The sequence below is a fragment of the Sphingobacterium sp. JUb20 genome (assembly GCF_004342035.1).
GTDB classification, from domain to species: domain Bacteria; phylum Bacteroidota; class Bacteroidia; order Sphingobacteriales; family Sphingobacteriaceae; genus Sphingobacterium; species Sphingobacterium anhuiense.
Map to the genome: position 1 here is coordinate 151,376 of NZ_SLYV01000001.1, position 23,568 is coordinate 174,943.

21 protein-coding genes and 1 tRNA gene are annotated in these 23,568 nt (G+C 36.0%); 11 read left to right on the top strand and 11 right to left on the bottom strand.

From position 1 onward, the window contains the following. Nucleotides 1–42 precede the first annotated feature (42 nt). The 3 genes from bshB1 to EDF66_RS00630 all read right to left on the bottom strand — a co-directional run bounded on the left by bshB1 (nt 43) and on the right by EDF66_RS00630 (nt 1,982). On the bottom strand, nt 43–768 hold the full coding sequence (gene bshB1 / locus EDF66_RS00620; protein ID WP_132768963.1) for a bacillithiol biosynthesis deacetylase BshB1: 726 nt from the start codon (nt 766–768) through the stop codon (nt 43–45). A 67-nt stretch (nt 769–835) separates the two neighbouring features. Further along, nucleotides 836–1,330, bottom strand: a complete 495-nt coding sequence (locus tag EDF66_RS00625) for a glutathione peroxidase (protein WP_021188193.1) — start codon at nt 1,328–1,330, stop codon at nt 836–838. A 13-nt stretch (nt 1,331–1,343) separates the two neighbouring features. Beyond that, nucleotides 1,344–1,982, bottom strand: coding sequence for a DUF4294 domain-containing protein (locus EDF66_RS00630; protein ID WP_231576973.1), 639 nt, complete (start codon nt 1,980–1,982; stop codon nt 1,344–1,346). Between the two features lie 149 nt (nt 1,983–2,131). Here EDF66_RS00630 and EDF66_RS00635 point away from each other — a divergent pair, with 149 nt between their 5' ends. The 7 genes from EDF66_RS00635 (at nt 2,132) to EDF66_RS00665 (ending at nt 9,360) form a co-directional block, all read left to right on the top strand. Beyond that, nucleotides 2,132–4,348 carry a RelA/SpoT family protein gene (locus EDF66_RS00635; RefSeq protein ID WP_132768198.1) on the top strand — a complete coding sequence of 739 codons (2,217 nt, stop codon included), beginning with the start codon at nt 2,132–2,134 and terminating at the stop codon, nt 4,346–4,348. Between the two features lie 83 nt (nt 4,349–4,431). Next, nucleotides 4,432–4,920, top strand: coding sequence for a Fur family transcriptional regulator (locus EDF66_RS00640; RefSeq protein ID WP_021190674.1), 489 nt, complete (start codon nt 4,432–4,434; stop codon nt 4,918–4,920). 126 nt (nt 4,921–5,046) lie between these two features. Then, nucleotides 5,047–6,324 carry an adenylosuccinate synthase gene (locus EDF66_RS00645; RefSeq protein ID WP_132768196.1) on the top strand — a complete coding sequence of 426 codons (1,278 nt, stop codon included), beginning with the start codon at nt 5,047–5,049 and terminating at the stop codon, nt 6,322–6,324. A 3-nt stretch (nt 6,325–6,327) separates the two neighbouring features. Beyond that, nucleotides 6,328–7,614 carry an anthranilate synthase component I family protein gene (locus tag EDF66_RS00650; protein WP_132839792.1) on the top strand — a complete coding sequence of 429 codons (1,287 nt, stop codon included), beginning with the start codon at nt 6,328–6,330 and terminating at the stop codon, nt 7,612–7,614. Between the two features lie 66 nt (nt 7,615–7,680). Next, nucleotides 7,681–8,337, top strand: a complete 657-nt coding sequence (locus EDF66_RS00655) for a TatD family hydrolase (RefSeq protein ID WP_132839793.1) — start codon at nt 7,681–7,683, stop codon at nt 8,335–8,337. A 3-nt stretch (nt 8,338–8,340) separates the two neighbouring features. Then, nucleotides 8,341–9,066, top strand: a complete 726-nt coding sequence (locus tag EDF66_RS00660; protein ID WP_132768190.1) for a ThiF family adenylyltransferase — start codon at nt 8,341–8,343, stop codon at nt 9,064–9,066. A gap of 54 nt (nt 9,067–9,120) precedes the next feature. Continuing rightward, entirely contained in the window at nt 9,121–9,360 is a 240-nt protein-coding gene (locus tag EDF66_RS00665) for a hypothetical protein (protein WP_132839795.1), read from the top strand. A gap of 963 nt (nt 9,361–10,323) precedes the next feature. On the opposite strand, the gene EDF66_RS00670 is transcribed toward EDF66_RS00665, so the two are convergent. Then, nucleotides 10,324–10,650, bottom strand: a complete 327-nt coding sequence (locus EDF66_RS00670) for a hypothetical protein (RefSeq protein WP_132839797.1) — start codon at nt 10,648–10,650, stop codon at nt 10,324–10,326. Between the two features lie 176 nt (nt 10,651–10,826). Here EDF66_RS00670 and EDF66_RS00675 point away from each other — a divergent pair, with 176 nt between their 5' ends. Then, on the top strand, nt 10,827–13,946 hold the full coding sequence (locus EDF66_RS00675; RefSeq protein ID WP_132839799.1) for a heavy metal translocating P-type ATPase: 3,120 nt from the start codon (nt 10,827–10,829) through the stop codon (nt 13,944–13,946). A gap of 86 nt (nt 13,947–14,032) precedes the next feature. Continuing rightward, a complete protein-coding gene (locus EDF66_RS00680) occupies nt 14,033–14,335 on the top strand; it encodes a hypothetical protein (protein ID WP_132839801.1) in 303 nt (100 codons plus the stop codon). A 163-nt stretch (nt 14,336–14,498) separates the two neighbouring features. Here EDF66_RS00680 and EDF66_RS00685 read toward each other — a convergent pair whose 3' ends face one another. After that, nucleotides 14,499–15,857, bottom strand: coding sequence for a hypothetical protein (locus EDF66_RS00685; protein WP_132839803.1), 1,359 nt, complete (start codon nt 15,855–15,857; stop codon nt 14,499–14,501). Between the two features lie 169 nt (nt 15,858–16,026). Here EDF66_RS00685 and EDF66_RS00690 point away from each other — a divergent pair, with 169 nt between their 5' ends. Continuing rightward, a complete protein-coding gene (locus tag EDF66_RS00690; protein WP_132839805.1) occupies nt 16,027–16,317 on the top strand; it encodes a LapA family protein in 291 nt (96 codons plus the stop codon). Nucleotides 16,318–16,456: 139 nt separating this feature from the next. After that, nucleotides 16,457–16,529, top strand: a tRNA-Lys gene (locus EDF66_RS00695). A gap of 98 nt (nt 16,530–16,627) precedes the next feature. On the opposite strand, the gene EDF66_RS00700 is transcribed toward EDF66_RS00695, so the two are convergent. The 6 genes from EDF66_RS00700 to EDF66_RS00730 form a co-directional block, all read right to left on the bottom strand. Then, nucleotides 16,628–17,377, bottom strand: coding sequence for a LytR/AlgR family response regulator transcription factor (locus EDF66_RS00700; protein ID WP_243655964.1), 750 nt, complete (start codon nt 17,375–17,377; stop codon nt 16,628–16,630). 1 nt (nt 17,378) lies between these two features. Beyond that, nucleotides 17,379–18,974 (bottom strand): sensor histidine kinase, encoded by a 1,596-nt coding sequence (locus EDF66_RS00705; protein ID WP_132839806.1) that lies wholly within the window; start codon nt 18,972–18,974, stop codon nt 17,379–17,381. A gap of 353 nt (nt 18,975–19,327) precedes the next feature. Then, a complete protein-coding gene (locus EDF66_RS00710) occupies nt 19,328–20,386 on the bottom strand; it encodes an ankyrin repeat domain-containing protein (RefSeq protein ID WP_132839808.1) in 1,059 nt (352 codons plus the stop codon). Between the two features lie 326 nt (nt 20,387–20,712). Continuing rightward, a complete protein-coding gene (locus EDF66_RS00715) occupies nt 20,713–21,723 on the bottom strand; it encodes an NAD(P)/FAD-dependent oxidoreductase (RefSeq protein ID WP_132839810.1) in 1,011 nt (336 codons plus the stop codon). A 218-nt stretch (nt 21,724–21,941) separates the two neighbouring features. Beyond that, nucleotides 21,942–22,538, bottom strand: coding sequence for a short chain dehydrogenase (locus EDF66_RS00725; protein ID WP_132839813.1), 597 nt, complete (start codon nt 22,536–22,538; stop codon nt 21,942–21,944). Between the two features lie 83 nt (nt 22,539–22,621). After that, nucleotides 22,622–23,473, bottom strand: a complete 852-nt coding sequence (locus tag EDF66_RS00730; RefSeq protein WP_132839815.1) for a helix-turn-helix domain-containing protein — start codon at nt 23,471–23,473, stop codon at nt 22,622–22,624. Nucleotides 23,474–23,568: the final 95 nt, after the last annotated feature.

The following is a 23,568-nucleotide window of genomic DNA, read 5'->3' on the forward strand; positions in this document are numbered from 1 at the left end:
CTTAATATAATAAAGAAACGGCTTTTATTTGATTATTTTAAATTAAATCAGATGAAATATATCATCAACACCTAATATTTTCTTTGCCGTAAACCCTTCAGCATATTTTACCTGTATCGATCTACCAAATTCTCGCGCCCTTGCAGCTGTAGATTCCATAAAATCGGGATTCGAAATATAGGTCTGCGGTTCGTCGAGATTCGTGTCTTCGCCTGTATAAAACTGTGTTTTATACGCTAGTATTGATTTTTCCTTAATCGTATAATAATCCGTAATATCCAGTACAATATCAGGTTTAATATAATAATCCTGAATCATCTGCAGCACCAATCTAGGACGGTGAGCTTCTTGTAAAATTCCGTCTGCTATCGTTTCTATTTTCCTTAGACCTGCCAAAAAGCATGCTTCATTCACCATGTGACCTGCTCTACCATGATCAGGATGGCGGTCAGTAATGGCATTTGTGATTATAATTTCTGGTTGATATTTACGGATCGCCTGAATGACAGCAAGCTTATCTTCTTCACTATTATTGAAAAAACCATCACGTAGCGCTAAGTTATCTCTTACCGTTAAGCCCAGTATTGCTGCTGCATCGTTTGCTTCACGATCTCTGGTTTCAGCAGTACCGCGAGTACCAAGTTCCCCTCTCGTAAGATCTACAATACCTACCTTTTTACCCGCAGCAACATATTTTGCTATTGTACCTCCGGCCCCTAATTCTGCATCATCCGGATGCACAGTAATTACTAATAAATCAAGTTTTATCATGCGAGTCTATTTTCAATGTTTAACCAACTAAATATAGACAAAAGTAGTAAACATTTCGTTCTTTCTACCCTTCAGATAATAATTGCTCAACACGTTTTTTGATTCTAGACGCCGTTGGTGAGGTTGTTGAGTAAAAATAGTCGACTACCTCTCCATTTTTATTGATCAAATATTTGTGAAAATTCCATAGTGGTTTACTCGAAACATGTCCATTTTCCTCCTTTTGAGCAAGATAACGATACAAGGGCGAGGCATATTCGCCAATCACATGCGTACGTTTAAAAACAGAAAAATGAACTTGTTGGTTAATTTTACAAAAAGTCTCTAACGTATAACCAGTTAGTGGTTCCTGTTTTCCAAAATTATTAGATGGGAAAGCAAGAATTTCAAAACCATCATTTTTATAGGTCTGGTAAAGTTTTTCTAAGGATTTAAATTGGCTCGTAAACAGGCACTGGCTGGCCGTATTTACAATGAGCAATACTTTTCCCTTATAGTCAGCTAATGATTTTTCTTGACCATTGAACTGTAGGGCTTTAAAATCATAAACTGTCTTCATAAATTAATAATTTTTAAAAATACTGTGGATCTCTTCTCGTTTTTTGAAATTCTCTAATGATATTTTCTATTTCAAAATCTTCTCTCGGATCGTAAGTACTTTTTAGGTTATGTCCAAATATTTTAGCTACCCCTTGGTATAAAAAAGCAGATAACCCACCTTTCATCTGTTTCACCATTTCATAGCTCGAATGTCCTGTTTGTCGGTCTATAAGTTTAATGAGAATTTTCCCCTGTGTAATACTCATATTTTTAATTTCCCTATTAAACATCGACTTCACTTCATTCTCACATGTTTCGATCAGCTTTTTCTGTTCTTTTTTATCAGAAACCAATGCAAGTTCCCGGTCTAACTGATCATATCTTTTTTGAGCAAAAATAGCATAAGGCAATACCCTTAACACATTTCGTCTTAGCCTTAGATACTGTTTTTTAGCATCTTCCGAAGTCCATATTCTTGGTTTTGATATTTTGACCTCTGGAATTAAGAACCAAGGAAGCCTCTCGCCACTCTCTAATGTGGTCATATTATACTCTTCAATTACTTGTTGCTGCCCCTCCCCGTAGAGCGGTACTGTCAGTGCTTGAGACATCCCCAAAAAAGGGATAAAAGCAAGTAAAGATAGTATCCAGCGTAAGTTTATTCTGATCATTACAATTTAAAAATTGTCTTTTTTTGTCAATAGTATTAAAAAATTATTACATTTAATAAAAATAAATCGGGTTTACTATTTATTCCTTTAAATTAACAATAACTAATTTAAGAAATGTATTTTTAAAATCATAATGCAACTGCAAGTTTATGAAAGATTATGTGATTGATATAGAAGCAGAAAATAAAGAAATACGTAAAAGATACCGAGCATTACTACGCGCATGTAAACCAACGATGCAACGAGGTGACAAGCAGATGATCAGAAAAGCATTTGATCTCGCATTAGAAAGTCACAAAGAAATGCGTCGAAAATCTGGCGAACCTTATATTTTCCACCCGATTGCCGTAGCTCAGATTGCTGCAGAAGAAATTGGTTTAGGTACAACTTCAATAGTTTGTGCCCTCTTACACGATGTGGTTGAAGATACCAACATTACACTCGATGAGATCGAGCAGATGTTTGGTAAAAAAGTGCGTCGTATTATTGATGGACTGACAAAAATTTCAGGAATTTTTGATCCGAACAGTTCCATGCAGGCAGAAAATTTCCGTAAGATGTTATTAACATTGGCAGATGATGTCCGTGTTATTTTGATCAAACTAGCGGATCGCCTGCATAACATGCGTACCATGGAATTTATGGCACGTGATAAGCAATTGAAAATTGCTTCAGAAACCAGTTATTTATATGCGCCATTGGCACATAGACTGGGTTTATATGCGATCAAGTCTGAATTGGAAGACTTATCCATGAAGTTCACAGATCCCGACACCTACAAGTTTATCGCTCGAAAACTTAACGAAAAAAAGGCGGAAAGAGAGAAATTTATCTCCGACTTTATTCAGCCTGTGCAAGAAATATTACAGGAACAAGGTATAACGGCGCAAATTTTCGGCAGACCCAAATCCATTCATTCCATCTGGACCAAGATGCGTAAAAAATCGATTCCTTTCGAAGAGGTTTACGATTTATTTGCGATCCGTATTGTCATCGATACCGATGATGAGCGTGAAAAAACAGAGTGTTGGAAAGTGTATTCTATTGTAACCGACCTGTACCGACCAAACCCCGACCGTCTAAGAGATTGGGTATCATCACCTAAAGGTAATGGATATGAATCCCTGCATACCACGGTTATGGGACCTCGTGGTCAATGGGTTGAAGTTCAGATCAGAACCAGCCGCATGAATGAAATTGCGGAGAAAGGTTTTGCGGCACACTGGAAATATAAAGAATCCAATTCGGACAGTGGATTAGATCAGTGGATCAAAAAAATTAGAGATGTACTGAGCAACCCGGAACAGAATGCACTGGACTTTGTGGACGACTTTAAAATGAATTTGTTCTCCGATGAGATCTTTATTTTCACGCCAAAAGGAGCCCTTATTCAATTGCCACATGAAGCCACTGCATTAGATTTTGCCTTTGAAATCCACTCGGATATCGGAGCAACCTGTATCGGTGCAAAAGTCAACCATAAATTGGTGCCTTTAAGTCATGTTTTGCAAAATGGTGATCAAGTAGAGATCATAACTTCGAGCAAACAGACACCAAAAGAAGACTGGTTGAATTTTGTCGTGACAGCAAAAGCAAAATCCAAAATCCGTTCTTCACTGAAAGAAGAAAGACGTCGTGTGGCGGAAGATGGTAAAGAAATTCTGGAGCGTAAGCTGAAAACGTTAAAGATTACCTATAACACTGATAATATTAATAAAATTGCGAATTTCCTTAAATTTCCAAGTTCGCAGGATCTGTTTTATAATGTAGCCAAAGGACTCGTTGATATTAAACAATTGCGCGAATTTGTGGCGCACGAAAAAAACAACGATGCGACACTGAGTACCCAAAACACCCAATTTAATACACATATTGGTGGTTTAGTAGAGAAATTCAGTAAAAAAGATCAGGATACCCTCTTGTTAGGTGATGATTTGCAGAAAATCGATTACACCCTTGCTCCTTGTTGTAACCCAATACCTGGAGATGATGTATTTGGATTTTTAACTGTAAACGATGGTATAAAAATACACCGTACCAGCTGTCCAAATGCATCCAAATTAATGGCGAACTACGGTTACCGCATTATGAAGGCTAAGTGGACATCCCAAACAGATGTATCTTTCTTGACCGGATTACGTATTGTCGGTATCGATGATGTTGGTTTGGTCAATAAGATCACCACCGTCATATCTCAGGAGTTTAAAGTTAATATTCGCTCCTTAAGTATTACCAGTAACGAAGGAATTTTTGAAGGGCATATTATGGTCTTTGTAAATGATACAGAACAATTGGAAAATTTAATGAAAACGCTTAAACAAGTGCGCGGCATTACCACTGTTTCACGATATGAATCTGAGAGTTAAACATCAGCTGAATATCACATTTTTTTAATACTACAATAATTGAATCAAAATTGGTAAATTTGTAAAGAATCTTATTGATTAATATGAACGCAGCTGAAAATTACGCAACAGTAAAAAAGATCTTTGAAGCTTACTTAGAAAATAAAAATCTAAGAAAAACTCCAGAGCGTTATGCTATTTTAGAAGAAATTTATTCCCGTACAGATCACTTTGATGTAGAATCATTGTACATCCATATGAAGAATAAAAAATACCGAGTTAGCCGTGCCACTGTATACAACACGTTAGAATTGTTGGTATCCTGTGACTTAGTTACTAAACATCAATTTGGGCGCAATATGGCTCAATTTGAAAAATCCTATGGCTTTAAACAACACGATCACGTCATTTGTATTGAATGTAATATCGTGGTGGAATTTTGTGACCCACGTATCAACCAGATTCAAAGCTTAATGGGTGATTTATTAAAATTCGATATCAAACATCACTCGTTAAATCTGTATGGTGTTTGTAATGATTGCCAACAAAAAATCGCTGCCTCAAAAGCAAAAGAAGAGGTTATTTCAAATTAATCTCAGGATTGGCGAAATATAATAGTACATTTGTTCAGAAAATGATTTGCTCATTTTTCTGAACATTTTGTTTTTAGATAATTCAAAAAATTAACATAAATTCTTAATCACAATACTTTAAAAGCTATGCAAGTTGATGTGCTTTTGGGCTTACAATGGGGAGACGAAGGTAAAGGTAAAATCGTTGATGTATTTTGTCCACAATACGATTTAATTGCTCGTTTCCAAGGCGGCCCTAACGCCGGACACACATTGGAGTTTGATAACAAAAAATTCGTTTTAAACACGATCCCTTCGGGTATCTTCAATGAAGGAACTCTTAACCTAATCGGAAATGGTGTTGTTATCGACCCGATTATCTTAAAGAGAGAACTAGACAATTTGAAAACTGCTGGATTTGATCCAGTAGGTAAAGGAAATTTAGTGTTAGCTCGTAAAGCGCATTTAATCCTTCCTACTCACCAGTTACTAGATGCTGCTTCAGAATCTAAAATGGGTGATGGTAAAATTGGTTCTACCTTAAAAGGTATTGGTCCTACCTATATGGATAAAACAGGTCGTAATGGCCTACGTGTGGGTGATACTACATTGCCAGATTTCAAAGAGCGTTACGAAAAATTGAGAGAAAAACACCTTTCTATTTTATCACACTACGGTGAAATCCCTGATTTCTCTGAAAAAGAAGAAGCTTTCTTAGCTGCTATCGAATTCATTAAAACTATTCCACATGTTGATTCAGAACATTTAGTGAATCAATATTTAAAGGATGGTAAAAAAGTATTGGCGGAAGGTGCTCAAGGTACTTTGTTAGATGTTGACTTTGGTTCTTATCCATTCGTTACATCTTCAAATACAACTACAGCGGGCGCATGTACAGGTTTAGGTATTGCTCCAAATAAAATTGGTGCAGTATATGGTATCTTCAAAGCTTATGCTACTCGCGTAGGTGGAGGCCCATTCCCGACTGAATTACATGATGAAGTAGGTGAAAACTTACGTAAATTAGGTCATGAATTTGGTGCAACAACAGGTCGCGCACGTCGTACTGGTTGGATTGATATTCCTGCTTTAAAATATGCCATCATGTTAAACGGTGTTACCGAATTGATCATGATGAAAGCTGATGTGTTGGATACTTTCGAAAAAATCAAAGTTTGTACACACTACAAACATGAAGGAAAAGTAATCGATTACATGCCATATGAAATTATCACGAACGAGGCTGAGCCTATTCTTGAAGAAATCGACGGCTGGAATCAAGATCTGACTGGTATCACTCAACAAAGTGAAATCCCTGCAGCATTACAAAATTACATTACGTATCTAGAGAAAGCATTAGAAGTGCCTATCACGTTCCTATCTGTTGGTCCAGATCGTAAACAAACATTAAAATTGACTAAATAGTTAATGCGGGTCGAAGACAATTTTGTTATAGATTCAACGAATAATTTTCATCAAAAAGCGCTGCAATGGGCAGCGCAATTTGATGAAGTAGCTTATCTCCATTCCAATGGACATAGCGATCAGTGGAGTGCATTTGACTGCTTAATTGCAGTAAAAGCAACTTCCTCTTACACCTCGACTTCCGGTAATACACTTCAGGATGTTCAAAAATATATAGACACATATCCAGATACTTATATTCCTGGTTTTTTTTCGTACGATCTGAAAAATGAAATCGAAGAACTGGAAACACATCATGATGATCCTTTAGGATTTCCATTAGCCTATTTCTTTGTTCCTGCAGTTACGATCAAAACAATTGGAAATACCGTTTGGATAACAGCTGAAAATCCTGCTCAAATCTATCAAACCATTTTAGATTTCACATGGCAGACCGGTTCTGTGGGTTTTGATGGCCAGATACAGACCAGATGGTCTAAGGCCGAATACATGCTTGCATTTAATAAAATGCAAGATCATATCCAAAGAGGAGATATTTACGAAGTCAACCTCTGCCAGGAGTTTTATGCTGACCAGGTCAACTTAAATCCCGTAGCGGCATTTGAAAAATTGAACAGCATCTCCCCTACGCCGTTTGCGGCATTTTTTAAATTCAACAAGAATTACATCCTTTCCGCATCTCCAGAAAGATTTCTGGCGAAAAGGAATCAACAGCTCATTTCCCAACCTATAAAAGGAACTGCAAAACGAGGAAAAACTGCTGAAGAAGATCAAAAGATTGTCCAAGGCATGTTAAACTCTACAAAAGAAATTGCTGAAAATGTGATGATTGTAGATTTAGTTCGCAATGATCTCACGAAAAGCGCAGTACCAAAATCTGTCAAAGCAGATCGTCTGTTCGAAATTCAGACATTTAAACTCGTTCATCAGATGATTTCGACCATTACCTGTGAAATCGATGAAAAAGTAGCGGATGTTGAAGTTATTAAAAATACCTTCCCTGCTGGTTCAATGACCGGCGCTCCTAAAATTGCTGCCATGCAGATCTGTGATCAAGTTGAAGCAACAAGACGCTCCTTATATGCAGGATCCATCGGTTATTTCGGTCCTGAAGGTGATTTTGATTTCAATGTTGTGATCCGGACCATTTTATACAATGCACAAAGTAAATATCTGTCCTTTCAGACAGGGGGAGCTATTACCGTTCAGGCAAATGCTGAAGACGAATATCAAGAATGCTTGTTAAAAGCAAATGGAATGTTGCAAGTTCTTGATACACATATTCAATAAATATCTATATCTTTAGTAGATAAAATTCTCAAACATCATTTTTTTTTCTGAAATTTGCGCCTGATTATGACACAGATATACATTGATATCCATACCCATCAGCATCACTCGTCAGAGACTGAACGTTTTGACGTATTTAATCTTATACTGAATGCTGATCCAGATGATCATTATTTACCGCCAGTAACCGCGGGGTTACACCCATGGCACATCAGTGAAAGTGACCCTTTTAAAGGCATATCGATCCTGCAAGAATTGCTTCTTGATCATGAAATTCTAGCTGTCGGGGAATGTGGTATGGATAAAGTAATATCTGTGCCCCTAAATGTGCAGCAAGACGTTTTTCAAAAACAAGTTAGCTTAGCAAAAGAATACGGTAAGCCATTGATCATTCATTGCGTCCGTGCTTTTGACGAAGTACAGCAAGTTTTAAAAAGTGAAAATTTCACAGGTCACACCATTTTTCATGGATTTAACAAGAATAAAGAACTTGCTGAGCAATTGCTTAAAAAAGGATATTACCTCTCGTTTGGTTCATCAATTCTCACGGGAAAATTAGATGAAACGCTTGTAGCGACTCCTCTTGAACAGCTCTTTTTGGAGACGGATGATGCGCATGCCGATATCAGAGAATTGTACGCTTATGCAGCACAATTGAAAAAGATATCAATAAATGAATTAAAAGAAAACATAATAAGAAACTATCAACTTGTATTTGAGTAAAATATGAAAGACTTAACTTGGCTATCGCGTACAGAGGCATTAGTGGGGCGTGAAGCTTTAGAAAAATTGGCAAATTCTCATGTCATGGTTTTGGGATTGGGAGGCGTAGGATCGTTTGCAGCGGAATTTATCTGCCGTGGCGGTGTTGGCAAAATGACCATCATTGATGGCGACACTGTAGATCCTTCTAATAGAAACAGACAGCTACCAGCATTGGCAACCAATCATGGTCAATCTAAAGCACAGATCATGCGCGATCGGTTGTTATCTATAAATCCTGAACTGGATTTGACTATTGTTGAAGATTTCGTTCTTCCTGAAAAGATTTCCGATCTATTGGATCTTAATCCCGACTATGCAGTGGAAGCAATTGATAGTATCACGCCAAAATTATTTTTTATCCGTCAGGCTCTAGAGCGTAAAGTTCGTTTTGTAAGTTCTATGGGAGCTGGGGGAAAAATGGATCCTACAAAAATAGAAATTGCAGATATCGGAGAAACCTATAATTGTAAACTTGCTCATCATATTCGTAAAAAGTTATATAAACATGGGATAAGAAGTGGTTTTAAAGCGGTATTTTCTACAGAATTACCAGATAAAGCATCCCTGTTGTATACCGATGGCAGTAACTATAAGAAATCTGCATACGGAACGATGTCTTATCTGCCAGCCGCATTCGGAGGAGCAATTGCTTCCGTTGCATTAAGAGATTTAATCGCTAAAAATTAATGATATTCTCGTCAATATATCGCATTATATTGACGAGAATATGTAGTTTTGGCTATGGAAAAACTTATAAAATTAGTTGAAAAGAATAAGCTTGCTCATCAACCGGTTGATGAATTTTCAATGGTTATCGATGATAAGCAGGTGGTACACGGTGCAATTTTTGTTATAAAAATTGAAAAGAAAACCTTTAAACTTTTCATTCCAGAACCGCACTACAAAACCATTATTGAGGGAGAAACAAAACCTTTGATCAAAACGATCCTCAAACATCCTGAGGTTATGCTGTTTATGTAATTTTCAAACAATCCTATTATTTTCAAAGGCATTTAAGCATTACTTTTTTCTGGAATAAGATTCTGAGGCATATATCCTTGAAATTACTGTCGCAATCTATTGATCAATATATCTATAGAACAGCACATTCTGAAAATTAACCGCTTTATATTGAAGCTAATTTTAAGCGATTTAAAGAGTTCTGTTAGACCAATCTAGCAAAGACTTGTCTTGGTGGATTAAATTGCTTAAATCTCTTGTTTTCAACTAATCTGATCTATTGTAAAGACATAGTGATGGCGATCTGTTGTATGTTTTAATAATAGATTAGGAATGATCGATTTTTTTTTGAGAGATGTTCGGGATTTCTTTGAGATTACGAGCAGACTGGTTCGTGTTTTGTTCGCCATTTGTTCGACTTGTTTTCGTCTTATGGTCGAAGCCGAGTCGAAGAACAGTCGAAGTGCACCCGAATCAATCCCGGAGTTGTTCCCTATCATTATCGAGCCGTTGTGCAAGCATTCTCGAGAAGACTAAGGACTTTTACGGACTTCCATGGACTTTCACGGACTTCTTTGGACTTTTAGCTTATACATTCTTCGTAATAAAGCATAAAATTTATACATCACTAAAAAAAAGATCAAGTTATCTACGGCAAGAACTTTTCTCCGCAAATTCGAGTTTTATTTGACTGCCCTTCGGGTCTGCTTCGCCCCTTCCTCGGGTAGTTTATACTAATCCTCTACTATGCCTATACTCCGCCTCTACTGTTTATGTAGAGGAAAGGTAGACAAACAGTAGACAAACAGTAGAGGCACAATAGACAATTCCCGAAGCCTTCCCGAAGAAAGGGCGAATAAGTTACGAGCCATTACTTAATGATACCGGAAGAATTTTCTCATTCTATTACCCTTATAAATGGTGGCTGCAGTGCAATAATTTACGGTTAAAAACCGAATTAGCATTGACTGTCATGTCATATTGCTATATCAAATTAAACACTAGTAATATAGAAGCAGCAAACAGAACAAATAAGCCTGTTAAGAAGATGATATCGGCAATATTTTCCAGTCTTTTAACTTCCCTTAGATCACCTCTTTTCATCGCAATAAAGGAAATAATACAGCTGGACATAAATATGAAAATAGCAATAGCGGCACATTCATCAATTAAACTTCCCTCTGTGAGTTTCATCGTTTTTATTGTCGTTAAGACCAGAAAACAAATTCCCAGTAAATTGGCTGAAGTATTTAAAATATGAGAAGTCCGCCCCGAGCTGTCTCTTTTCTCTCTGTTATGATTTAAATCCATGGTCTATTTTCATTTACAAAAAAAGTAATAATTTCTTTGTTCTTTTACTAATATCGAAATATCCATATAAAGGATATTTCTTGCCCAATTAAAATCTTATAATTTAAACCTCAAATGTTACAGCATTAATTTTTGTCTAAAGAGGGATATTTGTATAGGTTAATTTAAAGCAGATTATGAATCAAAAATATCAAATATCCGGCATGACTTGCAATGGATGTCGCACAAATGTCGAAGATAAGCTAAATGAGATACCAGGTGTAAAAGCTACTGTTACATTAGCTCCACCCGAAGTCATTATTGATAGTGAAGATCGCGTTGATGTAGATGAATTCAATAAAGCACTTTCAGAAATTGGTGATTACCACATCGTGCAAGACAATAGTCATCACAACGGAAACAGCTCAGTCTATCATAAAGCAGATGATCAATCGAAAAAAAGTGCAGTAGCTGTTTCAGGCAAATACATTTGCCCCATGTTCTGTGAGGGTCAGGATAAAACGTACGATTTACCGGGCTCCTGTCCTGTCTGTGGTATGCATTTAGTACCCGCAGAATCATTATCGGAAAGTAAACATACACAGGATGAAAGTGCGAACGCCTCTTGCTGTTCATCAAAAAATAACGGAGAACAGATAAACCAAACGGTGGAAAAGTCATCAGGTAAATACATATGTCCTATGTTCTGTGAAGGTCATGATAAAACGTACGATCAAGAAGGTTCCTGCCCCATATGTGGGATGCATTTAGTACCTGTTGAGCCATTATCGGAAAATAAACACACACAGGATGAAAGTGCGAACGCCTCTTGCTGTTCATCAAAAAATAAAGATGAACAGACAGTCCAAACTGCAGGAGCACCATCAGGTAAATATATCTGTCCTATGTTTTGTGAAGGTCATGATAAAACTTACGACCAAAAAGGTTCCTGCCCTGTTTGTGGTATGTTTCTCGTTCCAGTTGAATCTTTAGCTGATAAAGCAGATAAGCATCACCATGATACTAAATCCACAGGCTTTTCTTCGCATGAAAAAGTTGGCACTCCAAAGGTCACGGCCAGTTCAGCGGGTAAATATTATTGTCCTATGATGTGTGAGGGCGAGAAACTGTATGACAAACCAGGATCTTGTCCAGTCTGTGGTATGAACTTAGAGAAAATGCCAGAAAAGAAAGCAGCTTTAACTTACAGCTGTCCGATGCATCCAGAAGTTCAAAGTGATAAACCGGGTTCTTGTCCCATCTGTGGTATGGATTTAGTAGCAAATGCCGACACAGAGGAAGATGATCACACATATCAAACACTGAAAAAGAAATTTTGGGTAGCGCTGTTATTCACCGTTCCCTTATTTATATTATCAATGGGTGAAATGATTCCTGGCAACCCGATCGGGCAAGTCATCACCCCAAAGATGTCAGGCTGGATCCAGTTATTTTTAACCATTCCAGTTGTTTTTTATGCCACTTGGATGTTTTTTGAGCGTGCTTGGACCTCTTTCAAAACTTGGAACTTAAATATGTTCAGCTTGATAGGTCTAGGTGCCGGAGCAGGATTTTTATACAGCGTAGTGGCTTTATTCTTTCCATCCCTATTTCCGGATGCATTATTAGGTCATCATGGTCAGGTTGCACTATATTTTGAGTCTGTTGCCGTTATCTTAACGCTAGTACTATTGGGACAACTAATGGAAGCGAAAGCACATTCAAGAACGAATTCAGCTATTAAAGAACTTATAAAACTTTCTCCTGCAGAAGCTAATCTAGTTGAAAATGGAGTGGAAAAGAAAATTTCGGTCGCAGACATCCAATTAGAACAAATTTTACGCGTTAAACCAGGAGAAAAGATTCCTGTAGACGGAGAAATAACTTCTGGACATAGCTCGATTGACGAATCCATGCTAACGGGCGAACCGGTTCCTGTCGATAAAAATGAAGGCGATAAAGTGAGTGCTGGAACGATTAACGGTAATCAGTCATTCTTAATGAAAGCCAACCGGGTCGGTAATGATACACTATTGGCACAAATTATAGAAATGGTCAATAGTGCAAGCCGAAGTAAAGCACCGATACAGAAGTTAACCGATCGTGTATCCCGCATATTCGTTCCTATAGTAATTGCCATCGCTATTTTAACATTTGTCGTCTGGATGATCTATGGAGTGGAATCTAAACTGGCCTTTGCCTTAGCCAATGCTTTGGCGGTTCTTATCGTAGCCTGTCCATGTGCTCTGGGGCTTGCAACGCCGATGTCGGTCATGGTCGGAATCGGTAAAGGTGCAAAAAATGGTATCTTGATAAAGAATGCGGAAGCGCTCGAAAAGCTAGATAAAGTGAATGTACTGGTGACAGATAAAACCGGAACCATAACCGAAGGAAGGCCGAGTTTGGAAGAGGTATTCAGTACGTCAGACAGTATGGTTGGTGAATTGTTGATCTTGGCAGCTTCAGTCAATGCCAATAGCTCCCACCCTTTAGCCGAAGCGGTAGTGAAGAAAGCAAAGGAGTCAAAACTAACATTAAAAGAGACAGATCGTTTTGATACCATAAACGGTAAAGGTGTTATTGGTTATATTGCCAATGATAAAGTGCTTCTTGGAAATGAATCGTTGTTATTGGACGATGGTATTGCGATCAGCGAAAGCGTTAAAGAACAAGTTGCTGTAGAACAGGAAAAAGGCCGTACAGTATCTTACTTAGCTAAAGGAACAACACTGTTAGGTTATCTCGTTATTGCCGATAAAATAAAAGATACGGCAAAACAGGCTATCCATTACCTGATGGATCATGGTGTTGATGTGATTATGTTAACAGGTGACAATGCCAAAACAGCTAAAGCTGTAGCGGATGAACTGGGTATTAAACACTTTAAAGCACAAGCGCTACCAGAAGATAAGTTGATGGAGATTAAAAAGCTGCAACAGGAAAATAAAGTAGTCGCAATGACTGGTGACGGTATCAATGATGCTCCAGCATTAGCACAGGCAGATATAGGTATTGCAATGGGTACAGGTACTGATGTGGCTATCGAGAGCGCTGAAGTAACCTTATTGAAAGGCGACTTAATGGGTGTCGCTAAAGCTAAAATACTGAGTCATAAATTAGTGCGCAATATTAAACAGAACTTACTCTTTGCCTTCCTTTATAATGTTTTAGGCATTCCGATTGCAGCAGGTATTTTATACCCTACATTTGGTATCTTGTTATCGCCAATGCTTGCTGCCGCTGCCATGAGCTTAAGCTCAGTATCCGTTATCCTCAATTCATTACGATTGAATGCGGTCAATATCGATGCGAAATAAATTTAAATAAAAACATATAGCTGTCCATCACAGCTGAAAAAGTCGCCTCTTTTTTTAAGAGGCGACTTTTTATAAATTAAATGATCATGTACGAAGAACCTTATAGTAACTATAAAACAGTATTGGCCTATCTGTTAGGAACGCTACTGATCTTCGCTTTACTGAGCTGGCTTTCTTATCACAATGGTATGGCCTATGATGGTTTAACTACAGTAGGATTTCCGTTAACGTATTACAGTGAAGGTGCAGGACAAAGTCTGGTTACAGGTCAAATGCAGGATTTCAGTAATTATTCCTTAATGGCGTTTGCCATAGATCTGGCTTTTTCCTTGCTTACTTACGCAGCAGTTTGCTTCCTATTTAAGAAATTAAAAAAAGATCATAAATAGTAGCATTTAAGTTCTATCGGATCCTTTCTGGTACATTATGGAGAGGTTCAAAATTTGCGGTATAAATTTCTGTTGATACTATAGTCTCTGCTTTAATCCCCATTCAGAATTTCCGTTTTTTTAATCCGATAAGAGCATTACCATCGTCAAATTTTGACAAAAACTAATTATATAAAGCTATTAGTGTACCACATGAAGTCCATATGCTACATAAAAGTCCAAATATTAGGCAGTATAACAGGATATCCATTTCCTTTCGTAATTTGATCCAAAATACAACAAGAAACATAAGCGGGCACACAACTACTGAAATAAATAAAAATGATGCTAATATCACAAAAATATCTTCATTGAAATCCATGAGCAAAATCCTAATTCCAATGTAGGATAGCCAGACAAATATTGGCGATATAAGACATATTAACCATTTCCAAACTAATTTTAGTTTAAGTTCTTGAGGAAATGTATTACGGTACTTTTTGATTAAGAATTGGATTATGAAAATGATAACCAAAATCATAATACTGATCTGAACATATGTATTTCGGATAGTATCTGCTCTGGTATTAATATGAGTCTTAGCAACCAATTTACCATGATCAAACTGCTTGACACTTGTCCGTTCTCCATTTACAAATGTTTGTACAACGACGTTATCGCTGTCACCGGAAGTAAAAGTCCAAGTTGAGTCTTCTACTCCCATTTTGTAAAATCCTTCAATGATTAATTTATCATTTAATTTTCTATTAAATTTACCATCGAGGCGTCCCCCATTAAATCTTAAAAAATCCTCACCCTCCGTTGTATTAATAATGAGAGTAGTTATTTTTCCGTAAGGAATTACAGTGGCGCTATCTGCTAGCCTTGCCACAACATTTTTATCTAGATCTTTAAGTGAATGGTTCTTGTTATAATCATCGTTTCTAATGGGCCGATTAATATACCAATGATTGACCTTAACGACAAGTAGAGAATCCTTTGGGTAAAATTCAAATTCATCATATAAATTTAAATCGGGAACTGTAGCTGATTTTAAGAGAACATATTGTGGCTGATCAAAAGATTGGACATACCTTTGCTGACTGGTTGCGCAGAAAGCGAAAATTGTAATACCTGCGACAATCAAAGTACTTAATCTTGCTATTAAGGAATCAGCAATCAATACGATAGAATCGTTTTTTATGTAAAACCAACCTACAAACAGCATTGGCAACGCAATTAGATCGCTTAGGTCTACCGTTCGTTGAATGTTAAATAAGCTATTTAGCAGTTCTATAAATCCTGAGGCAAGTTCACTTTTCCAAAAGACAAACAATATTCCGGTAAAGATAAAGATCCATAATTTATGACGGGGAAAGATCGCTGACCAAAAAATAGGAAAAATAAATAACCCACAGAAATCAGAAAGTTTTCCGGTAAACGCATTGTGGAAAGTTGCTTTCATATAAAAATCATTGGCGATCAATAGTACGAGGCAGAAGATAAAAAGCGGTGACAATAACTTTTTTAGACGGTCATACATGCTTATAGAAGTTTATTTATATATTAATACAAGTTAATTAATTTAGTAACCTTGTGCAATATTCATTCTAGTCTTCAGAACGTTATCAAAACGAATAATAGATCCTGCACCTCTAAGAATATAAAGTATCAATGACAATGATTATTTTTGGTAAATAAAAACGCGAAAAATGAATTTCAAAACGATCATACTTTTAATTTTAGTCGTCATTATTACGATTTTTTTTATGCAGAACACTGCTCCGGTAGAATTTTGGTTTTTTGGTAAGCACATCTTCGCATTATCATCAATTATTGCGATCACTCTTTTTATCGGGGTCATCATTGGGGGTATTTTGTTGAGACCTAAGAAAAGAAAGACAGAAGTGATTCAAGTAAATCCAACTAATCCATCAGAAATTGAACAATCTTCAGTTCCAAATTCAACTTTAAGTAATGAAGATCGGGATTATATTTCTTAATTAAAAAAAATTAATTCCCTATAAATGAAAGGACAAGAAAGGACTTTGTAATTAAATAGTCGTTTTATTTGCACTGTATGCTAGTTTTTTCTACCTTTGCATCACTCCAAACAACGAAGGAAACTTCAAAAAAGAGTAAGATTCCGTAGCTCAGCTGGTAGAGCAATACACTTTTAATGTATGGGTCCTGGGTTCGAATCCCAGCGGGATCACAAAGGAAAAGCTAATCGCAAGATTGGCTTTTCTTGTTTAAAAATATTAGGATTCGAACATCAGCATTGGTATGGGTTCGGGGATAGCTATCTAACATTTAAAACTGTTGCAAGGCTTGTTTTACAATATCCTTGTTGGGCTTAGAAATAGGTATTTTATCTCCAGATATTAAGAGTAGAATACCTCCATCTTCTTTTAGCCAACTTTTTACATATTTCGGGTTTACTAAATGGCTTTGGTGAGTTCTCAAAAATCCGTTGGGTCGTAACAAATCTGAATACTCTTTAAGTGATTTAGAAACCAATATCTTTTCACCATTCGAAAGGAAGAAGTGGGTATATGTGTTATCTGCTTCGCAACGTATAATTTCTGATAGTGAAACATACCTTATTTCGCTTTGCATCGGTAAGGCAATTTTGCTTATGGTCGGTTCTGGCTTTTTAAGCTGTTGCAATAAAAAATCGAGTTGCGAGGTTTGTATTTGCCTTGTAAATTTGCGCTCGGCTTTTTTTACCGCATGCATTAACTCTTCAATATCAATCGGTTTTAAAAGATAGTCCAAGGCAGCAAATTTTATCGCTTCTATTCCATATTGGTCATAAGCAGTAACAAAAATAACATCGAAATTACGCATTGGAAGTAGTTTTAGCACATCAAAACCTGTCTTATCACCCATTTGAATATCCAAAAACACTAAGTCTGGCACATATTTTTCAATAACATCAACTGCATCACGTACACTTTGTGCTGTTGCAATTATGGTTACCTGCGGACAATGCTTTTCTAGCAAAATCCTTAGGTTTTCTAGGTTAGAATTTTCATCATCTATTAAAATTGCTCTCATCATATTATAGCCAATCAGTTAATGTTAAGCTTATTTTAGTACCGTTAGAATTTGATTGTATAGCTAAGGTAAAGTGATTTTCTTTATAAACACTATTCAATAGTGTTATTCGACGATTAGTCAACAGCAACCCTAATCCATTATTCTTATTTTTTGTGTCAAAACCATTCCCATTATCAGTAATATGTAACACCAAATTGTTCGCTTGCTTAATAAATTCAATCACAATTTTTCCTTCGCTAGCTTTTTGCGATATGCCATGCTTCACCGCATTTTCGACAAAAGGTTGTAGCAACATACTGGGAATTTCAGTGTTATCTAAATCCAAGTCTTCGGAGTGATTAATTTCGTACTTAAAGCCGAATCGCAATTGCTCCATTTGTAAGTAATCATCTAATAATTTTTTTTCTTGAGATAAACTAATCAGTTCTTTATCATCAAGTACATTACGAGTTAACCGAGCAAATTTAGATAGATATTTATTGGCATTGTCGATATCGTTTTTGTTCATTAAATTTTGAATACCAGAAAGTGCATTAAATAGAAAATGAGGATTTAATTGAGACCGAATTAAGCTAATTTGAAGCTTCGCCTTATCTTTTTGCTGTTCATTTTCAGCCAGCATTTTCTTATTTCTTTTTTTGTTAAAGTAAAGGATAATAAGAACTGCTAATCCAATAGAAAATAAAACGACTAACGTATATGTTAAAAGTTCTTTTTTGCTATAGTTCTCTTGATCTAATGTTATGGAAAGAGTATATCTACTTGTGTATTTGTCGATATCTTTTGATGCTGAAGTACCCCACTTGATCAATGGTTGAATACTAATTTCGTAATCTCCAGATTTTTTGAAAATGTTTTTGTTCATCTTAACATAAGGTGAAAGTTTATGTTCATCGACATAGCCCCCATATTGCCATGAAACTGACTCAAAGATTGTTTTATTTGTTTGCTTATCTTTTATGGAGATAGAGTAAACATAATCAATATCAGATCTGTCTTTAACAATAGTAAGTTCATCGTCTTTCTCTGTAAAAACAATAGCTGTTGTTTGTTTTGGATCGACTATATAACTGTAGTCAACTCCTTGATCAATTTCGAACCGCTTTGCAATAACCTTTATTTTAGCTTTTGGAATAGGCTTTCCGTAAAAAACAGACTTGTCTATATCTAGAGGCTTTTCGATGCTGTAGACTAAGGTTGTAATGGTTTTTCCGTTAATAGGAAAAACACCAAGTGTTGTCGATCTGAATGATTCGTCTGCCCTATCGATATCTCTAAGTTGCGGTAGGTCTATTGGCTTATTTACAACTATTGGTTTATCATCGGCTAAAATGCTATACCGATAATTCTGTACATGGTCTTTTTTTCTGAAATAGATTTGGATACTTACATTGCTGATTTCAGGTAAATAATTAAAGTAAGTGTTAGGTTGATTCGCGAAGGTATTATCATAATAGAAATTTTCTGCAGTACTATCAAGACACATAAGAAGCTTGCCTCCAGCAGCGTAGGTGTGTGAAAAATTAATGCCTTTTTGTGCATTTACTGTAGATAGCGTAATAATAAGGCTGAGAAGTGTGAAGATGATCCGTTTCATAATATTAAGTTTAATTTGTCTCAAACTTATTGCAATAGTAATAAAACTAAAACCATAAAACAGCAAAGGCAGTGTTTGAAATAGTAAATGTAGTATTCTATACAGAATTTAAAACTTTTATCTTTAAAAAACAAGTATTATTAAAAGTTAAATTTTTAATATTTCACCATAAATCGCTATTACTACAATATTCAGGTTGTTAATTATTTCGCAATTTATTCCCCATTTCAATTTGATTCTATCGCAATAAAACTTGCATTAGATAGTAAATAAGAAAAGCTAATCTTTCGATTGGCCTCTCTTATTTAAATAGAATGAAATGTCGTAAGAAACGTCGACTATAGTGATTTAATTTATCTCTTGTAATTTGGCTTATTAAGCAAAATTGGTGTCGGATTTAGACGTACCCAGTTCGTTGCAAGTTCACATAGGCAATTAAGATCATCAGCAAATCCAGTATTACGAATATCTTTGATATAAGTCTTTGCCTCTTCAAGTTCAGCAACAGATAAAGCGTGCTCAGAAGTTAAGTGCAGGTAAAATGCATCCAACATTTTTTTGAAATCAATGTTCCAGTTTCCACCCCCATTACGGTATATTTCATCACGTACTTTCCCTGCAATTCGCACAACCTCCCCTTGCACTGTGTCAGCGTTTCCCTTTGATGGCACTAATAACTCCCACAATTCTTCAAATTGTTTTTCCCAGCTTGTTCCATTTGCAATTATTGGTGATACACCATCATGCATAATACGTTTCTTGACAGGTATAACTTGATATATTTCATAAAGATTACTTAGTGCATGGTCTGTCTCCTGTAGATAGTCTTTATTAAAATTTTTCCGATGAAATTCAAAACCTTCTCCTATTCGAATAATTTCATCCTTCATTTTTTGAGTGATTTCGGATTCACTTTGCAGTAATATTCGCGATATTTCCACCAAATGTACAATGTCAATGTTGTTTGCACTACTTAAAGCTCGCTCGAGGGGTGTTTGTTTATATGAATTTAGCGCTTTGGTATCTGCACCATAGGCTACAAGTTGTTTTACAGATGAAACATTAAAACTACTTCCAGCTGCAAAATGTAGGGGTGTGTCCCCATAGCTATCCACTGCCTTGATATTTGCACCCAATTCTAAGAAGACAGCTAACTTGCCACTTCGCATCATCGCATGTTGATGCAGTGCCGTACGTCCATAACTATCGATAGCTTCGATGTCCGCTCCGCTTTGCAACAACCAGCGAACAAGTTCATCCGGAACATTAAAAAAACTAAGAGCTGTTGCTTTTCCATAACCACCTCTTGCATCGAATTCACACGTATCAAATACTTTTTTAAGATTGTCTATATTATTTTCAGTAATTAATTCACTGAAGTTTTTTGGAAGTGTTTTTTTCTTTTTTGCCATTATTTATCGGTTTCGGATTCAATAAAAATTATTGCCAATGTTTTGGACCCTTACGAAATTCGGTATTACAATTTCATTAATCCAAATTTAATACAAAAGTTTCATAGTGTTAGTCTCATTCAATGACTTTGATCTAACGCCAGTATCACAAATTCTAATGTGAGCAGCTTCACATATCCTTGATGCCGACAAAATATGTTGATCTCAATAAACGCAGAAAGATTAGTATTTCAGATTCAGTAAAAAACGGTCATTAGATATGAAGAGTCTTAGTAATTCATTCAACTCATTCTATTGACTGTCAAAACAAAAGCTCGTATTATTATTTAAATACGTTCTTCGATAAGCTCTTTATTTGCAGTCATTCCTGTCAATGTTCCCATTGCTACTGCGTTAGCGACTGTTCGCATTCGTGTCGCTGTATCGCCACAAGCATACACACCGTTTATGGTAGTTTTTTGAAAAGAATCAATTTTCAGGTAACCGTCTTCGGTTAATTCACATCCCAGTTGTTCAGCAATGCTACAATTTTGCTCAAAAGGCAGTTTTGTATAAATTGCATTTACCATTTGCTTTGAACCATCTTTAAAGATGATGGTTTTGACTTTTCCGTTTTGGTGCTCAAATTTCTCGATTTCTATTTCTACTATTTCAATAGCATGCTTTTCAAGTAGATTTTTTTGTTCGTCAGTCAGTGTTGCTATTCCATTGGTAAAAAGGGTTAACTTTTTTGTCCAATTTGATATCAGTTTTGAAAAATCAAAGCCAAAATCACCATTCCCAAGTATACCAGTTGTTTCATTTCTCACTTCGTAACCATGACAATAAGGACAATGCAGGACAGAAATTCCCCAGCATTCGGAAAAGCCAGGGATTTCGGGCATTATATCTTTTATTCCTGCAGCAAAAACTAAATTAGATGTTGTGAATTTGTTGCCAGATTCGGTTTCAATTTCAAACCCTTTTTCGATTTTCATACCTTTTGTGGCAAAACCACTATAGAATGTAATGGTATCGTACTTCAATACCTGTTGCTTTGCTATTAAAGAAATTTCTAATGGGGTTTTTCCGTCTTGTGTTAAAAAGTTGTGCGAATACGGTGTCTGCCTATTACAAGGCTCACCACTGTCGATTATCAATACATTTCTTAAAGCTCTTCCAAGCGCCATTGCCGCGGCAAGTCCAGAATAGCTGCCTCCTATAATAATTACATCAAATTGATTTTGGGTTTTCATTATTTTTCTATCTACAAAAGAGTTAAAAGTAAGAGGCAGGAGAAATACGGACGCCAAAATCCCACCCTGCTTCATAAAAGTTCTCCGGTTAAAATTTGTCATTGTTATTTATACTCATCAATACATAATGTATAAAAGGCAAACCCAAAAAGACCATCCAAGGAACCAATATTACAGTTAAGATGAGTGTCCTCACATACAATGGAAGCTCCGCTAAAAAGCTTCCAAATAATAAGTAGAAAAGCGTTATCGAAGGATAAATTACTAACCATATTTTAATCGATTGGATCATCTTACTTTTGTTATTCATTTCAATTATTTTAAGGTTTGATAATATGTCCTGTTCCAGCGCCAAATAAACTTTTTCTGAAAAGATATTCTAGCTGTTTCATCGTTGTTGGAATTTCTCCAGGGAAATAAGGAAAATAATGGGGTGAATTTTCAATGACTGAAGGACTGACTGCATTGATACGGATGCCATTTTGCAACTCAATAGCTGCGGCTTTCACAAAACTTTCTACAGCTCCGTTTACTGCTGATGCATTTGCAAAATTAATTTGAGGTTCGTGTGTTAGCGCACCTGTGATCAAGGTAAACGAACCTTTAGGATTAATGTAATGCTGGCCGATTAGTACCAAATTTATTTGTCCCATCATTTTACCTTCAATTCCTTTTTTGAAAGTTTGGTCGTTCAAATTTTTCCATGGACCGACAAAAGTCTCTCCAGCGGTAGTAACCAACGCATCAAAGGGGCCTATCTTTTCAAACATTGCTTCGATAGACTGGGTGGATGTCGTATCGACTTGGATCTCTTTAGCTGATCGACTGGTTCTTATTAATTCATGACCTTCACCTTCTAGCACATCAGCTAAATAAGTACCCATAGTACCTGAAGCACCTACAATTACAATTTTCATATTTCATCTTGTTTTTAAATTCTTTTCAAAATTACTTGATGATAAAGCTTGTTTTGTAGGACAAACGTGTAATCCAGTGGTACTTATTTAAAGTTTTTGCGAAATGCTTCTGGCGAATAGTTGGTATTCTTTTTAAAAAAACGGATAAAATAAGAAGGATCTTCAAAACCTAAATCGAATGCAATTTGATTTATCTGATTAGTGGTCGCTAATAAATTTCTTTTTGCCTCAAGCACAATTTGTTCATTAATGAGTTGTGAGCACGATTTACCAACAGTTTCCTTGGTTATTTTATTGAGTTGAAATGTAGTAAGATGCATCAATTCTGCATATTTCGTTACTTGCTTATAGTTTACAATGTTCTTCTGTAATAATTCCAAAAACTCTTCTAACTGATTTTGAGAATAATCATTACCATTCTTTGTAATTTCTTTAGGACTACTACTCTGTCTGACAAGTTCAATAAAAAGTATTTCAAGACTTGCTTTTATAACATCCTTGTAATGCTCACGTTTACCTATATACTCCTCAGAAATAAAAGCTAGTTGTGCTAGAATTCGACCAAATCTCTCGACAGAAAGTGGGCAGTAATTTTTATGACTTACTTTTCGTAAAACAAAATTAATCGGTTCTTCTTTTGGTGTATAAAAATCACGGTTAAATTGCATCAAATAGCCTTTACTACCTTTTTTTAAAATGAGTTCATGCACCTGTCCAGGTCGCATGAAAAAAACAGCATAATTGTCAACAGGATAGTTTGTAAAATCAATACGATGTTCACCCGTTCCCTTTTCTAAAAATAAAACAAAAAAGAAATCGTGCCTATGAAGATCTTGTACCAAATCTTTTTCAGAAAGCATACCTTCAATCTCCCGAATAGCAAATCCCTCTGAAAAATCGGGTTCTTTAATTTGTCTTATGCTTATTTCTTTCATTTATTATATATTCAATAATTTTGCTCTGATGATAATGCCAATTACGGCCAACTAACGTTTGTGAAAGACTGTTTTCCGGTATTACTTTCTGGAAT

What these genes read in the sequence shown, in the direction of transcription:
- EDF66_RS00660 (WP_132768190.1), top strand. Translation starts at nt 8,341, where the DNA reads ATGAAAGACTTAACTTGGCTATCGCGTACAGAGGCATTAGTGGGGCGT.
- EDF66_RS00730 (WP_132839815.1), bottom strand. Translation starts at nt 23,473, where the DNA reads ATGAAAGAAATAAGCATAAGACAAATTAAAGAACCCGATTTTTCAGAG.
- EDF66_RS00650 (WP_132839792.1), top strand. Translation starts at nt 6,328, where the DNA reads ATGCGGGTCGAAGACAATTTTGTTATAGATTCAACGAATAATTTTCAT.
- EDF66_RS00705 (WP_132839806.1), bottom strand. Translation starts at nt 18,974, where the DNA reads ATGAAACGGATCATCTTCACACTTCTCAGCCTTATTATTACGCTATCT.
- EDF66_RS00625 (WP_021188193.1), bottom strand. Translation starts at nt 1,330, where the DNA reads ATGAAGACAGTTTATGATTTTAAAGCCCTACAGTTCAATGGTCAAGAA.
- EDF66_RS00665 (WP_132839795.1), top strand. Translation starts at nt 9,121, where the DNA reads ATGGAAAAACTTATAAAATTAGTTGAAAAGAATAAGCTTGCTCATCAA.
- EDF66_RS00670 (WP_132839797.1), bottom strand. Translation starts at nt 10,650, where the DNA reads ATGGATTTAAATCATAACAGAGAGAAAAGAGACAGCTCGGGGCGGACT.
- EDF66_RS00710 (WP_132839808.1), bottom strand. Translation starts at nt 20,386, where the DNA reads ATGGCAAAAAAGAAAAAAACACTTCCAAAAAACTTCAGTGAATTAATT.
- EDF66_RS00715 (WP_132839810.1), bottom strand. Translation starts at nt 21,723, where the DNA reads ATGACAAATTTTAACCGGAGAACTTTTATGAAGCAGGGTGGGATTTTG.
- EDF66_RS00645 (WP_132768196.1), top strand. Translation starts at nt 5,047, where the DNA reads ATGCAAGTTGATGTGCTTTTGGGCTTACAATGGGGAGACGAAGGTAAA.
- EDF66_RS00690 (WP_132839805.1), top strand. Translation starts at nt 16,027, where the DNA reads ATGAATTTCAAAACGATCATACTTTTAATTTTAGTCGTCATTATTACG.
- EDF66_RS00680 (WP_132839801.1), top strand. Translation starts at nt 14,033, where the DNA reads ATGTACGAAGAACCTTATAGTAACTATAAAACAGTATTGGCCTATCTG.
- EDF66_RS00640 (WP_021190674.1), top strand. Translation starts at nt 4,432, where the DNA reads ATGAACGCAGCTGAAAATTACGCAACAGTAAAAAAGATCTTTGAAGCT.
- EDF66_RS00725 (WP_132839813.1), bottom strand. Translation starts at nt 22,538, where the DNA reads ATGAAAATTGTAATTGTAGGTGCTTCAGGTACTATGGGTACTTATTTA.
- EDF66_RS00630 (WP_231576973.1), bottom strand. Translation starts at nt 1,982, where the DNA reads ATGATCAGAATAAACTTACGCTGGATACTATCTTTACTTGCTTTTATC.
- EDF66_RS00685 (WP_132839803.1), bottom strand. Translation starts at nt 15,857, where the DNA reads ATGTATGACCGTCTAAAAAAGTTATTGTCACCGCTTTTTATCTTCTGC.
- EDF66_RS00635 (WP_132768198.1), top strand. Translation starts at nt 2,132, where the DNA reads ATGAAAGATTATGTGATTGATATAGAAGCAGAAAATAAAGAAATACGT.
- EDF66_RS00675 (WP_132839799.1), top strand. Translation starts at nt 10,827, where the DNA reads ATGAATCAAAAATATCAAATATCCGGCATGACTTGCAATGGATGTCGC.
- EDF66_RS00655 (WP_132839793.1), top strand. Translation starts at nt 7,681, where the DNA reads ATGACACAGATATACATTGATATCCATACCCATCAGCATCACTCGTCA.
- EDF66_RS00700 (WP_243655964.1), bottom strand. Translation starts at nt 17,377, where the DNA reads ATGATGAGAGCAATTTTAATAGATGATGAAAATTCTAACCTAGAAAAC.